Annotated in this window: 8 protein-coding genes; 3 read left to right on the top strand and 5 right to left on the bottom strand. The window is 72.2% G+C overall.

Translation table 11 applies throughout. From position 1 onward, the window contains the following. Positions 1-64 precede the first annotated feature (64 nt). Together ACFFRH_RS07960 and ACFFRH_RS07955 are read right to left on the bottom strand one after the other, a co-directional pair. Positions 65-1,018: an aldose epimerase family protein gene (locus ACFFRH_RS07960; protein WP_344749272.1), complete on the bottom strand. Its 954-nt coding sequence runs from the start codon at positions 1,016-1,018 to the stop codon at positions 65-67. Next, positions 1,015-1,986, bottom strand: coding sequence for a LacI family DNA-binding transcriptional regulator (locus tag ACFFRH_RS07955; RefSeq protein WP_344749271.1), 972 nt, complete (start codon positions 1,984-1,986; stop codon positions 1,015-1,017). Before ACFFRH_RS07955 ends, ACFFRH_RS07960 begins: the two co-directional genes overlap by 4 nt. A 399-nt stretch (positions 1,987-2,385) precedes the next feature. Here ACFFRH_RS07955 and ACFFRH_RS07950 point away from each other — a divergent pair, with 399 nt between their 5' ends. Continuing rightward, positions 2,386-3,477 carry a Gfo/Idh/MocA family protein gene (locus ACFFRH_RS07950; protein WP_386155321.1) on the top strand — a complete coding sequence of 364 codons (1,092 nt, stop codon included), beginning with the start codon at positions 2,386-2,388 and terminating at the stop codon, positions 3,475-3,477. Positions 3,478-3,684: 207 nt separating this feature from the next. Further along, a complete protein-coding gene (locus ACFFRH_RS07945) occupies positions 3,685-5,022 on the top strand; it encodes a pectate lyase family protein (protein ID WP_386155319.1) in 1,338 nt (445 codons plus the stop codon). Between the two features lie 55 nt (positions 5,023-5,077). On the opposite strand, the gene ACFFRH_RS07940 is transcribed toward ACFFRH_RS07945, so the two are convergent. The 3 genes from ACFFRH_RS07940 to ACFFRH_RS07930 form a co-directional block, all read right to left on the bottom strand. Continuing rightward, positions 5,078-8,821 (bottom strand): family 78 glycoside hydrolase catalytic domain, encoded by a 3,744-nt coding sequence (locus ACFFRH_RS07940; protein WP_386155317.1) that lies wholly within the window; start codon positions 8,819-8,821, stop codon positions 5,078-5,080. A 291-nt stretch (positions 8,822-9,112) separates the two neighbouring features. Then, positions 9,113-10,600, bottom strand: a complete 1,488-nt coding sequence (locus ACFFRH_RS07935) for an FAD-dependent monooxygenase (RefSeq protein ID WP_344745284.1) — start codon at positions 10,598-10,600, stop codon at positions 9,113-9,115. A gap of 434 nt (positions 10,601-11,034) precedes the next feature. Beyond that, positions 11,035-12,501: an aldehyde dehydrogenase (NADP(+)) gene (locus ACFFRH_RS07930; protein ID WP_386155315.1), complete on the bottom strand. Its 1,467-nt coding sequence runs from the start codon at positions 12,499-12,501 to the stop codon at positions 11,035-11,037. Between the two features lie 497 nt (positions 12,502-12,998). Between ACFFRH_RS07930 and ACFFRH_RS07925 the strand changes: the two genes are divergently transcribed. Beyond that, a complete protein-coding gene (locus ACFFRH_RS07925; protein ID WP_344745282.1) occupies positions 12,999-13,553 on the top strand; it encodes a hypothetical protein in 555 nt (184 codons plus the stop codon). Positions 13,554-13,583 lie beyond the last annotated feature (30 nt).

Raw genomic sequence — 13,583 nt, 5'->3', positions numbered from 1 at the left:
CCCGCCGGCGGGACCTCCGGGAGACCTCTGGGGAAGGTGGGCTCCCCGGAGGTCCCGGTGCCCGTCAGGTGAAGCGGTAGGTGGTGGTGGAGGCGAACCGCTCGCCGGGACGCAGGGTGACCGAGGGGAAGTGCGGCTGGTTCGGCGAGTCGGGGAAGTGCTGGGTCTCCAGGCACAGGCCCGCGTGCTTGCCGTACGCGGTGGCGACGCCGTCCAGGAAGTTGCCCGTGTAGAACTGCACGCCCGGCTCGGTGGTGGTGACCTCCATGGTGAGCCCTCCGGCCGGCTCGCGGACCTCGATGCCGCCGCGCAGGACGTAGCAGTGGTCGTAGCCGCCCCCCAGCGCGGGGTCGGCGATCCGCTCGCCGATCTCGTGCGGCGCGGTGAAGTCGAACGGGGTGCCGGCGACCGGGGCGATCTCCCCGGTGGGGATCTGCGTGGCGTCGACCGGCAGATAGTGGTCGGCGTCGATGCGGACCACGTGCTTGAGGACGTCGCCGCCCCCGGCGAGGTTGAAGTAGGAGTGGTTGGTGAGGTTCAGCACGGTCGGCGCGTCGGTGACCGCGTGGTAGTCGAGCCGGATCGCGTCGCCGGTCAGCGTGTAGGTGACCGACGCGGTGAGCGTGCCGGGGTAGCCCTGCTCGCCGTCCCGGCTCACGTACTCCAGGGTCACGGCGGTGTCGGAGGCGTCGGTGATCCGCCAGACCCGGGTGTCGAAGCCCTGCGGCCCGCCGTGCAGGCTGTTGGGGCCGTTGTTGACCGGCAGTTCGTGGTCGCGGCCGTCGAGGGTGAACCGCCCGCCCGCGACGCGGTTGCCGTACCGGCCGACCACGGCGCCGAAGTAGCGGCTGCGCGTCAGATAGTCGCCGAGGTTGTCGTAGCCGAGGACCACGTCGACGCCGGAGACCTCCAGCGACTGCAGGATCGCCCCGTAGCTGAGGACCGCGGCGCGCATCCGCCCGTTCGACAGCACGTGCCGTTCGACCTGCTCGCCCGACGGGGTGGTTCCGAAGCTCATGTGCGCACCTCTCCGGTGGATTCACGGACGACCAGGCTGGTGTCCAGGGTGGCGAGGGTGGGGGTGGCACCCTCGCCGAACGACTGCAGCAGCAGGTCCACCGCCATTCTCCCGGCGGCGGCCGTGGGCATGGCCACGGTGGTCAGCTTGGGCCGGTTCAGCCGTCCCGACACGATGTCGTCGACGCCGACCACGCTGATGTCGTCGGGGACGCGCACGCCGCGCTCGTACAGGCCCTCGATGAGCCCGATGGCCACCAGGTCGTTGTAGGCGAGCACGCCCGTCACCCCGGAGGCGACCACCTCGCCGGCGACGGCGAGGCCGCCCTGCTCGGTGGGCGCGTTCGGGCCGAGGATGACCAGCTCGACGCCGTCCGTCGCGGTGGCGGCGGCGCGCATCTCGCCGCTGGTCCACGAGCCGACCGGACCGGAGAGCAGGGCGATCCTGCGGTGGCCGAGACCGGTGAGGTGCTCGATCGCGAGGCGGGCGCCCTCGCCGACGTCCATCAGTATCGTCGGCAGGCCCTTCATCCGCCGGTTGACCACCACGAACGGCACGTCGGCGTGGAGGCGCTCGATGGCCCGGTTGGACAGCCGGGGGCTGCAGAGCAGGACCCCGTCGACCTGCTTGGCGAGGGTCTGGATCAGCTCCTCCTCGACCTGCGGGTCCTCGTCGGTGTCGGCCACGAACACGTGGTAGTCGCGGGCCCTGGCGTGCGCCTGGGCGGCCTTGATCAGCGGCGGGAAGAACGGGTTGGAGATGTCGGCGACGATGAGGCCGATGTTGTGGGTCCTGCCGGTGGTGAGGGCCCGCGCGGCGCGGTTGGGGCGGTAGCCGAGGTCCTCGGCGACGGCGAGCACCCGGTTGCGGGTCTCGGTGTTCACCAGGTGGGGCGCGGAGAAGGTGCGGGACACCGTCGAGACGTGCACTCCCGACGCCCGCGCCACATCTCTGATCGTCGCTGCCACCGTGCTCCTTCGCCCTGACCCCATATCGGGCCCTGAAGCACATTAGTGCAAGCGGTTGCGTCACTGTCAACGCCGGAACCGGATGCTTTGCGAAGCGGTACGAGATCGGTTGTGTACCCCTGGCTATCAGAAATACCGAAAAATCCGCAGATGGCGAGTGGTTTACCAAATTGGGCCCTTGACGTTGCCGGTAGATGTCCTCAATGTTTCTTGCAACCGGTTGCAGCCCGTGACACCGATTCGGAGGGAGTTACCGGCGATGGCGATCACCACGGCCGATCCCCGGACACGCCGTCGGCCAGGTCGCGCCGCGCCGCCCGGCCCCGGCCGGGCCGGACGGCCGACGACGGTACGGCGAGCCCGGCCCGGTGAGCGGGGACCGCGATGGGAGGTGGCGTGATGGAACCGGTTCGCGTGGTGCTCGCCGGGGCGCACGGTCACGGCTGGTGGCACCTGTCGAACGTCCGGCGGCTGGCCGAGGCCGGGCTGGTGGACCTGGTCGGGGTGTGCGACGTGCGGCCCGTCGACGACCTGCCGGAGGGACCTGAGTTCTCCGGCGACCTGGTCGAGCTGGTCGGGCGCACCGGCGCCGAGGTGACGATCCTGTGCACGCCCATCCACACCCACGCCGAGATGGCGGAGAAGGCGCTGCGCGCCGGCTCGCACGTACTGCTGGAGAAGCCGCCCGCCGCCACGTACGCGGACTACCTCCGGATCGTCGCGGCGGCCGGGGAGACGGGGCTCGCCTGCCAGGTGGGGTTCCAGAGCCTGGGCTCGGAGGCGATCCCGGCCGTCCGGCGGATGGTCGCCGAAGGGGCGATCGGCCGGGTCACCGGGATCGGCGCGGCGGGCGCCTGGGAGCGCCCCTACTCCTACTACGGCCGGGTGCCGTGGGCCGGAAGGCGCGAGGTCGACGGCGTTCCCGTGATGGACGGCGTCCTCACCAACCCGCTCGCGCACGCGACCGCGACCGCGCTGGCCGTCTCCGGCGCGGGGGTCGAGGACGTCGAGGTCGAGCTCTACCGGGCCAACGTGATCGAGGCGGACGACACCTCGTGCGTGCGGGCGCGGATGGACGACGGGACGGTGGTGACGGTCGCGGTCTCGCTGTGCGCGGACCGGCGGCACGAGCCGTACCTGATCGTGCACGGCGAGAGCGGGCGGATCCGGCTGACCTACACCGAGGACCGGGTCGAGTTCGACGGGACCTCGGTCGTCCACCCCAGGACCGACCTGCTGGAGAACCTCGTCGCGCACATCCGCGACGGCGCCGGCCTGCTCGTGCCGCTGGAGAGGACCGCCGGTTTCATGCGCGTCCTGGACGCGGTGCGGCTGGCGCCCGAACCCCTCGCCATACCGGACGTGTTCCAGGAGGTCGGCGACGAGCGCCGGGTGCTGCCCAGGATCGCCGAGGTGACGGCGACGAGCGCGGAACGGCTCGCGCTCTACTCGGAACTCCGGGTGCCCTGGAGCGGACGTGCCCGCCCCTGACCCGCGCACACCCGCCTCCGCCCGGAACCCCGGATGCCCTGGAGCGGGCGCGCCCACCCCTGACCCGCGCACACCCATCTCCGCCCGGAACCCCGGATGCCCTGGAGCGGGCGCGCCCACCCCTGACCTGCGCACGCCCGCTCCAGTATCCGGAAGGCCCCGGGGGCCGTACGAGCTCCCTCTCACCTGACCCCGCGAAGGAATCCCATGAAACGAGCCGTCGCGCTCACCGCACTGCTGTCCCTGGCGGTCCTCGCCGCCCCCGCCGCGTCCGCCACCGCTCTGAGAGCCGGCGTCCCGGAGACCACCGGCCCGGAGAGCACCGCGTCGGAGACCTTCGGGCGCGGGCCCGACCTGGGCCGGCAGACCCTGCCCGCGAACGACGGCTGGGCCGCCGAGGGCACCGGCACCACCGGCGGCGCCGCCGCGCCCGCGTCGAACGTGCACACCGTCTCCACCCGCACCGAGCTGGCCACCGCGCTCGCCGCCCCCTCACCGAAGATCATCTACGTGAAGGGGACGATCGACACCGACAGGACCTGCGCCGACTACGCGACCGGCGGCTACACGCTGGAGGCCTACCTCGCCGCGTACGACCCGGCGGTGTGGGGCAGGGAGACCGTGCCCTCGGGCCCGCTGGAGCAGGCGCGGGTCGCCTCGGCCGCCAGGCAGACCGCCAACGTCAAGCTCAAGGTCGGCTCGAACACCACCATCGTCGGCCTCGGCGCGAACGCGCGTGTCCGGGGCGTCAACCTGCACGTCGACAAGGCCGACAACGTCATCATCCGCAACGTCCTCTTCGAGGACACCGCCGACTGCTTCCCGAAGTGGGACCCGACCGACGGCGCCGAGGGCAACTGGAACTCCCTCTACGACAACATCACGGTGACCGGCTCGACGCACGTGTGGGTGGACCACAACACCTTCACCGACGGCGACAACCCGGACTCCGAGCAGCCGCTGTACTTCGGCAGGCCCTACCAGGTGCACGACGGGCAGCTCGACATCACCAACGCCGCCAACTTCGTCACGGCCTCCTGGAACCGGTTCTCCGGCCACGACAAGACGATGCTGATCGGCTCGACCAACAACCCGGCGAACGACACGGGCAAGCTGAAGGTCACCGTCCACCACAACCACTTCGACAACGTGCTCCAGCGGCTCCCGCGCGTGCGCTTCGGCCAGGTGCACGTCTACAACAACTACTACGAGATCCCCGACGCCTCCACCTTCCAGTACGCCCTCGGCGTGGGCGTGCAGTCGCAGATCTTCGCGGAGAACAACTTCTTCCGGCTGGGCCGGGCGGTCGCCCCGGCGGAGCTCCTCTACAACTGGGGCGGCACCACCCTCACCGCCAGGGAGAACGTGCTCCGCGTCGGCGGCAGGGTCACCCCGATCGACCTCGTCGCCGTCCACAACGCCGCCCACGACCCCGACCTCGGCACGGACGCGGGCTGGACCCCCGTCCTGCACACGGCGATCGAACCGGCCCGCGCGGTGGACCGCTCGGTCTCCCGGCACGCGGGCGTGGGCGAGATCCGCTGAGGACCGACCCTGTCGGGCCCCGGCTCCCCGGGGGCCCGACAGGTGTTCCCGCGTGTCAGGCGGGCGCCGTGAAGGTGTACGAGCCGGCGCCGAGCCGGAAGACGGCCGCGCCGCCCTCGTATCCCATGGGCACCGCCTCCGGCGGGCCGGTGACCGCCGTGGCCGAGGCCGCAGGGACCCGGACGGTCGCCGTGGCGTTCGCCGGGATCTCCACCCGCAGCGTCAGCGTCCCGCCGCCGATCGACCAGTCGCTGAGCGCCCTGCCGTACGGCGTCCGCAGGTCGGCCTTGCCCGAGGTGAGCCCGCCGCCTGGGCGCGGCGCGATCGTGATCCGGCGGTAGCCGGGGTCGCGGGTGTCCGGGCCGAGGCCGCCCACCGTCCGGTACAGCCAGTCGCCCACCGAACCGAGACCGTAGTGGTTGAAGGAGTTCATCCCCGGGTCCTGGAAGGAGCCGTCGGTGCGGATGCCGTCCCAGCGCTCCCAGATGGTGGTGGCCCCGCGGCCGCTCATGTATCCCCAGCCGGGATAGCCGGGCTGCAGCAGGATCTGGTACGCGGTGCCCAGGTGACCGTGGTCGGCCAGTACGGGCAGCAGGTTCTCCACGCCCAGGAAGCCCACGCTGAGGTGGCCGTCACGCGACGCCACCTTCGCGGCGAGCTTGTCCGCGACCGCCTGGGCCCGGCTCTCCGGCACCATCCCGAACGACAGCGCCAGCACGTACCCGGTCTGGGTGTTGCCCGACACGGTGCCGTCGGCGGCGACGAACCTGGCGGTGAACGCCTGGGCCACCTGGTCGGCCAGGGTGCCGTAGGAGGCGGCGTCGGCGGTCCGGCCGGTGGCCGCCGCCATCCTCGACAGCAGCCGGGCGCTGTAGCCGAAGTACGCGGTGGAGATCAGGTCGTTCGCCGTGTTGTCGTCGACGTTCAGCCAGTCGCCGTAGGTCTCCTGGTTGCGGATCAGGTCGGATCCCGAGGTGGCGCGCGAGTAGTCGACCCAGCGCTTCATCCCGGCGTAGTGCTCGTCGACGACGCGCAGGTCACCGTAGCGCTGCCACAGCGTGTACGGCACGATGACGCCCGCGTCCGCCCAGCCCGCCTTGCCCGCGCCGCAGCAGACGTCGGGGGCCACGTCGGTGAAGGCGCCGTCCGCGCGCTGCGCGTCGGTCAGGTCGTCGGAGAACTTGTCCAGCAGGCCGTGGACGTCGAAGTTGAACGTCGAGGTCTGCGCGAAGATCGCGATGTCCCCGGTCCAGCCGAGCCGCTCGTCGCGCTGCGGGCAGTCGGTGGGCACCGACAGCATGTTGGAGCGGGCGCCCCACAGGATGTTGTGCTGGAGCCGGTCGACCAGCGCGCTGGAGGAGTCGAAGGTGCCGGTCGGCGCGCCGCCGGTCCAGGCGGCCCGGCCGGTGAGGCTCGCGGTGGTCGGCGTGCCGGGGAAGCCGGTCAGCTCCACGTACCGGTAGCCGTGCACGGTGAACCTCGGCTCGTACACCTCGTCCGCGCCGGTGCCCGCGAGGGTGAACCTGTCGGTCTGCCGGGCGCTGCGCAGGTTGGCGGTGTAGATCGTGCCGTCGGCGTTGAGCACCTCGGCGTGCCGCATGGTCACCGTGGTGCCCGCCGGTCCGCGCACCCGCAGCCGGTTCCAGCCGGTGAAGTTCTGCCCCAGGTCGACCACCCACACGCCGGGCTTCGGCTGGGTCACCGACTGCGCGGCGATGTCCTGCTGCGCGACCACACCCGGGTCGACGGCCGACACGAGGGTGGGCTTCGCCTCCGCGCGTACCCTCACCGCGCTCCACGCGGAGTCGTCGAAACCGGAGGTGTCCCAGCCGGTGCGGGTGGCGCGGGCGTCGTAGTCCTCGCCGTGGTAGAGGTCGTCGGCGGTGATCGGCCCCGGCGCGGTGCGCCACGAAGAGTCGGTCAGCACGGTGGTCTCGGTGCCGTCGGTGAAGCGGACCCGGAGCTGCGCCGAGTACCAGGGCTGGGTGCCGTACTTCTGGCTTCCGGCGAAGCCGAGCGATCCGGCGTACCAGCCCCGGCCGAGCTGCGCGCCGACGGCGTTGTCACCCTGGCGGACCAGCGAGGTCACGTCGAAGGCGCGGTAGGTCAGGCGCTTGTTGTAGTCGGTCCAGCCCGGGGCGAGGACCTCCTGGCCGACCCTCGTGCCGTTGATCCGGGTCTCGTGCAGGCCCAGCGCGGTGACCAGCAACCGCGCCTCGGCCACCGGCTTGCCGAGCGAGAACCCCTTCCGCAGGTACGGGGCCGCCTCGGCGGCCGAGACGTTCGAGGCCCACGGCCCGGAGCCGTAGGCCGCGACGGCGCGGGCCGCCGGCCAGGAGGCGTCGGCGAAGCCCGGCTGCTCCCAGCCGGACGGGCCGCTCTGCGAGGCCTTCCACCCGGCGTCGGTGACGATCCGCGTGGTGGCTCCGGCGACGACGACCTCCAGCGCGGCGATCATCCCGGCCGGGGAGACGGTGGTGTTCTGGGCGGAGACGGCCAGTGTGTTGGTCCCGGCCTGGAGCCGGGAGGCGACGTCGACGACCGCCGCGGACTTCCAGGAGTCGGTGGCGCGGGGCGAGGTGCTGACCTGGACGCCGTTGACCCACACGTCGGCGGTGTCGTCGCCGGTGACGGTGAGCCTGGCGCGGGTGATCGCCCCCGACGGCAGCGTGAACTGGCGGCGCAGGAACCGGGTGGCCTGCGGCGCGCTCACCGCCGGGTCGCCCTCCGGGTACCAGATCCAGCTCGCGCCGGACAGGCTGGGAGCCGTGGCGGGCGCCCCGACGAAGGCCGCCCGCCACTCCGTCGCCGGGGCGAGCAGGCCGGTCTCGAACCAGTGCGCCGGACCCCATCCGCCGGCGCGGCCCTGGGTGTCCCAGACCCGCACCCGCCAGTGGTAGCGGGTCTGGGAGGCCAGCGCGCCGCCCCCGTAGACCGCGTCCACCGACTTCCCGGACACGACGCGCCCGCTGTCCCACACGTCGCCGGTACCGGCCTGCGCGCGGGCCTCCGTCGAGGCGACGATGATCTGGTACGCCGCCTGGATCTGCCCGGGGGCGGCGGAGGTGAGCTGCCAGCCGAACCGGGGCCTGGCGGTGTCGACGCCGATCGGGGCGACGCGGCGCTCGGTGACGGGCGCGGTGACCGTGAGCGGCGAGGCGGCGGCGAGGTCGGGGGCGGTGACGTCGCTGTTCCAGGGGGTGATCCCGTACGCCCCGGAGACGGCCGCGGCGGGCCAGGAGGAGTCGGCGAACCCGGGCTCGGTCCAGCCGGGGGTGACCGTCTCGGCGGCCTTCCACGCGCCGTCGGTGACCAGCTCCACCGTGCCGCCCGCGGTGACGACCCGCAGCCTGCCGATCACCCCGGCCGCTCCGGCCGTGGTGTTGCGGGCCGCCACGGCGAGGGTGTTGGCACCGGAGCGGACGGCCGCGGCGAGGTCGACGTAGAGCGCCCGCCGCCAGGAGTGCTCGGCCCGGGGCGAGGTCGCGAGCGGGACCCCGTTGAGCCAGACGTCGAGGGTGTCGTCCCCGGTCGCGACGAGCTGCGCCTCGGTGACGGCGCCCACCGGGACGGTGAACGTACGCCGCAGGTAGCGGGTGCCCGCGGGGACGGACTGCCGCGCGTCCCCGCCGGGGGACCAGATCCAGTTGGCCCCGGCGAGCCCGACCGGGGCGGCGGCCCGCGCCGGGGCGGCGACGGCGGGCAGCAGCCCCGCCACCAGCGCGCAGAGGGCCAGTGTCCACAGGGCTGTCCATAGGGCCGTGCGTGACCGGCCGGGGTGTAGGGAGGGGAATGGCATGCCGTCTCCTTGCGATCCGTGGGGGGCGAAAAGGCAGGGCGAACCAAGACGGAGTAAATCGATTTAAAGCTGACTGGACAGTAGATCAGCATTTCGTGACCGTCAATGGTCGATTAACGCGACATTTCCGACAGAACCACACCCAGGTAAGACTCTTTTTGTTATTACGTTTTAATAGGGAGTTTGGGGCAAGCCGAAACAGCCCCGGCGCCGGAGAGGCGCGGGGGTGACGGGCCGGGTCCCCCATGGCGTGTTCGGGCCGTACCGCCGGCCGGGCCGCCCGGCGACGTCCTATCGCGGGGAAGGCCGACGGCTGTGGACCGAGCCCGTGCCGCACCAGTCGGCCAGTGCTCGCCGGATCTCGTCGGCGCGGTACCGCGGGCGCCGCTCGGACGTGGCCCACGCAATGTAGGCGTCCGGCCTGACCAGGACGGCCTTATCGGTCAGGCCTGAGGGGGTCACGAACTCCACCTCCTCGGCCCAGCCGTCGGTCACCGAGGCGGGGAGCGGCGAGTCCGCGGGGGTGGCGAGGACGAACCGCCGGGCGCGCAGCGCCTCGTAGAGCCGCCGCCCGTCGGTCAGTGGCAGGTCGGGAGCCCGCCTGCCGGTGAGCGGGTGCGCGCCGGCCGCGGCCGGGTAGGCGATGTCGATACCGGAGATCGCCCGGGCCAGCCGCGTGGCGAGCGGCGGGAAGCGCAGTACCGTGCGGGCGAGGAGGTCGCGGACACCGCACAGCGCCCGCGGCGTGGTCAGCACCCCGCGCAGCAGCGCACCGCTCATCCGCAGCACCCTGCGTCCCACCGGATACCGTTCGGCCTGGTAGGTGTCGAGCAGAGCGTCCGGGGCCCGGCCGCGCAGGACGGCCGCGAGTTTCCAGCCGAGGTTGGCCGAGTCCTGGAGGGCGGTGTTCATGCCCATCCCACCGGCGGGAGAGTGCACGTGGGCGGCGTCCCCGACGAGGAACACCCGGCCCACGCGGTAGCGCGGGCACTGCCGTTCGTCGCTGTGGAAGCGGGACAGCCAGCGCGGATCGCGCATGCCGAAGTCGCCGCCGAGCGCGCGGCGGGCGACCTCGCGGACCTCCTCCAGGCCGACCGGCGCGTTGTCGGGCATCCGGTGGTGGCGGTTCCAGGCGATGACGCGGAACCAGCCGTCGCCGAAGGGCACGAGGAGTGCGAAGGCGTCCCCCACCGCCCCCATGGCCGCGGGCTTTCGCGGCGGTTCGGCCAGCCGCACGTCGGCGAGCATCATCGACCGCACCGCCGAGCGGCCGGGGAAGGGCAGGCCGAGGAACCCGCGCACCTTGCTGTTCCTTCCGTCGGCGCCCACCGCGTAGGCCGCGCGCAGGGTCCGCGCGGCGCCGTCGGCGGCCCGCACCTCCACCTCGACGCCGGTGGCGTCCTGCCGGAGCCCGGTCACCTCGCAGCCTTCCCGGATCTCGGCGCCATGGGCCAGGGCGCGCGCTCGAAGCACCCGCTCGGTGTTGTACTGCGGCGTCACCAGGACGTGGGGGTAGCGGCTCGGCAGCCGCGACAGATCGATCCGCAGGAACTGCAGGACCGGGCTGCGAAGGCCGGTCGAGAGCAGTTCGTCGGCGATGCCGCGGGCGTCCAGTTGCTCCATCGTCCGGGCATGGACGGCGAACGCGCGGGTGAGCTCCGACTCCCGTTCACGCCGCTCGATCACGGTGCAGTCGACACCGGCCTCGGCCAGATCACCGGCGAGCAGGAGCCCAGCCGGGCCCGCACCCACGATCAGCACATCTTTGTCGAGGCGCATGTCTCCTCCTCCGCGTCGACCGGCACGGAGGCCGGCGGCGAGCCGCTCGGATGGATCCCCCCGGCGATCTGCCGCATCCCGCGGCGCGGCCGCGAAGCCGGAGGCGCCGATGCCCCGCCCGATGCCCCGGCGACGCGTGGTCCTCCGACCACTCCCGGCGTCCACATCGGCACGTGACCTCGGCCTTTCCCTCATCGTACTGACCGCTCATGCCGAGGTGAGCGCGGGTGCCGACCGTCGGGGACCGGGGCTGTCCGCCCATGCGGCCGAGACCCGGCGGGAGCGGAACGGTGAACCCGGATCGGTGCCCCATCCGCCGGGGCGCCGTCGAGCCGATCTCCGGGCACCCGGAGATCGGCGGGGACGTCACGCCAGGGATGTCAGACGGCGGGAGTGGCGACGGCAGGGGTGCCAGGCGTCAGGCCGCGGAAACGTCAGGCGCGTCCCGCGACGAGGACCCCGTCGACCCGGCGCGGGATGCCCGGCGGGTTGTCGTCGCGCAGCTCGGGCGGCAGGAGCTCGGCCGGCCAGTCCTGGTAGGCGGTCGGCACCAGCCACCTGCGGATCGCCGCGGCGCCGACCGAGGTGTGGGCGGCGGCCGTGCTGGCGGGCCAGGGACCGCCGTGGTGCATCGCCCAGCGGACCGCCACCCCGGTCGGCCAGCCGTTCCAGATCAGCCGTCCGGCCTTCTTGAGCAGCACCTCGGCGCTCCCGCGCGCCTCGGCGGGGTCGGTCGCGTGGATCGTCGCGGTCAGCGAGCCGTCCAGCCTCTCCAGTACGGGGGGCAGGTCCGCGGGGTCGTCGTAGACCACCACGACGGCGGCCGGGCCGAAGCACTCCTCCACGAGATCGGGCAGGTCGGCGGCGAACGTCGCGAGGTCGGTGACGAACACCTGCGGGGTCACCGCGAACGCCCCCTCCCCCGGCTGTCCTTCGGCCAGTGGGGTGAGCTTGCCGAGCCTGGCCAGCCCGCGCAGGTAGCCGCCCTGCATCCGCTCGGTGAGCATCGGCCCGCCCACGGTCGCGGAGACGGCCTCGGAGACCGACACCAGGAGCTCGGTGTCGTCGGGGACGAACACCAGCCCGGGGTTGGTGCAGAACTGGCCGACGCCGAGGGTGAGCGAGGCGGCGAACCCCTCGGCGAGGCCCTCGCGGGCGGCCGAGGGCAGCACGACGACGGGGTTGACGCTGCCCAGCTCGCCGTAGAACGGGATGGGGTCGGGACGCTCGGCGATGAGCGCCTGGATGGCCTTGCCCCCAGGAATGGAGCCGGTGAACCCGACGGCCGCCACGGACGGGTGCACGGCCAGCCGCTTCCCCGCGTCGAGCCCGCGGACCAGGCCGAGCAGGTCCGGGTCGGGCAGGGCGTGCCGGATGACCTGCCACGACAGCTCCGACGTGGCCGGGTGCCCGTCGTGGGCCTTGACCACCACCGGGCATCCGGCGGCGAGCGCCGAGGCCGTGTCACCGCCCGCGACCGAGAAGGCGAACGGGAAGTTGCTCGCCGCGAAGACCCCGGCCACACCGGGCAGCGGGTGGTTCATCCGCCGCAGGTCGGGGACGGGCGGCTGGGCCGTCGCGTGGTCGATCACCGCCTCCACGTGCCCGCCGTCGCGCAGCACCTGGGCGAAGAGCCGGAACTGGCCGGCGGCCCGCCCCACCTCCCCGCGCAGCCGGGTCTCCCCGAGCGCGGTCTCCGCGTCGGCCGCCCGCCAGAGCTCCTCGACGTTCGCCTCCAGCGCCGCCGCGACCGCCTCCAGCGCCGCCGCCCGGTCCGCGGAACGCCAGGCGGGCCCGGCGGCGAGAGCCGCCCCGACGATCGCGTCCACCTCGTCGTCCGAGGTCAGGGGGAAGGGATCGCCGACGGACTCGCCGGTCCTGGGGTCGATTGAGTGGATCAAAACGAAAGCCTTTCCTCAACGGATCCTGCCACGCCGGACCATCCTCCTAAGGTAAGCGCTTTCCTTACCAGGGGCCAACCAGCGCGACTCCATTCGCATCCGGTCCGGGATGCGCTCGACGCCCCATCGGCGAGGCAGGGCGGCGAACCCGCGTAGGGGCCCCGGTTTGAGCCGCGGTCGGGGTAGGCCGGGCTTCCCTCCGCACCGCGGGCGCGACTATCGGCGCCGGGGCATTGATCGCTGCGAACACGCCGGCGACATCGTCAGCGCTGAAGGCTCGCTGGTAGATCTGAACCTCGCCCAGATCGCCCACCATCCTGCTGCCCAATGTTATGGCGGTGTTCGCGTTCCAGCGAGCTTCCCCCGTAACGGTCAGCGCTGGCGATGATTCGTGTTTTTGAGCCCCACACGATCGCCGTCGCCCTGCTCGGCGAGCTGCTGCGGCCATCACGAGAACCAGGTGCTCCGCCGTCAAGTCGCTTTCTATACTCGCCTGCATGGACAGAGAAGAGCCGTTCGCCGTCGATACCAGCCGTTTAATAGTCAAGGTGTGGTACGGGCGGGTCTACCTTGCGGACGAACTACTGGACGGAGATGTGTCAGGCGATTCCGAAGACTCGCCCACCTCTTCAGTGGGCGTCATCCGCGTGACACCCGGCCTTGCCACCCTGAACATGGGCATCGACATGGGGGAAGTGCCCATCACGGTGGTCGTGGCCGATCGAGATCCGGGCGCCGACCTCGAAAGCCATGAAGACGCCGTGGAGATCAGTTTCGAGTCCCTGTCGGGCCGGATCGTTCTGCTCGAGTGGGACTGGGATGAGCCCAGGACCCACGACCTCACCCCACTACCGGCCGGTCCTGGACCATACCGCATCAGGTTCCATGTCACAGGCCTGGACGATCACGCGGGAGCACTGGTTCACCACCTACAGATCTGGCCTGAGCCCTTTCATGACCCCGCTGTGCTCAAAATTACGAGCAGGAATTTTCAGTACCTTCTGGATCCTGACGGGTTCGCCCCTGACGAGCACGCTTCGGGCACTGTCTGAGCGATGAAGAGAGGGGCCATGGGCACCCTC

The sequence above is a fragment of the Streptosporangium vulgare genome (assembly GCF_042428775.1).
Taxonomy (GTDB): domain Bacteria; phylum Actinomycetota; class Actinomycetes; order Streptosporangiales; family Streptosporangiaceae; genus Streptosporangium; species Streptosporangium vulgare.
Note: the sequence above shows the minus strand (reverse complement) of the source record. Positions and strands in the feature narration are given on the sequence as shown.

What these genes read in the sequence shown, in the direction of transcription:
- ACFFRH_RS07945 (WP_386155319.1), top strand. Translation starts at nt 3,685, where the DNA reads ATGAAACGAGCCGTCGCGCTCACCGCACTGCTGTCCCTGGCGGTCCTC.
- ACFFRH_RS07925 (WP_344745282.1), top strand. Translation starts at nt 12,999, where the DNA reads ATGGACAGAGAAGAGCCGTTCGCCGTCGATACCAGCCGTTTAATAGTC.
- ACFFRH_RS07940 (WP_386155317.1), bottom strand. Translation starts at nt 8,821, where the DNA reads ATGCCATTCCCCTCCCTACACCCCGGCCGGTCACGCACGGCCCTATGG.
- ACFFRH_RS07935 (WP_344745284.1), bottom strand. Translation starts at nt 10,600, where the DNA reads ATGCGCCTCGACAAAGATGTGCTGATCGTGGGTGCGGGCCCGGCTGGG.
- ACFFRH_RS07960 (WP_344749272.1), bottom strand. Translation starts at nt 1,018, where the DNA reads ATGAGCTTCGGAACCACCCCGTCGGGCGAGCAGGTCGAACGGCACGTG.
- ACFFRH_RS07950 (WP_386155321.1), top strand. Translation starts at nt 2,386, where the DNA reads ATGGAACCGGTTCGCGTGGTGCTCGCCGGGGCGCACGGTCACGGCTGG.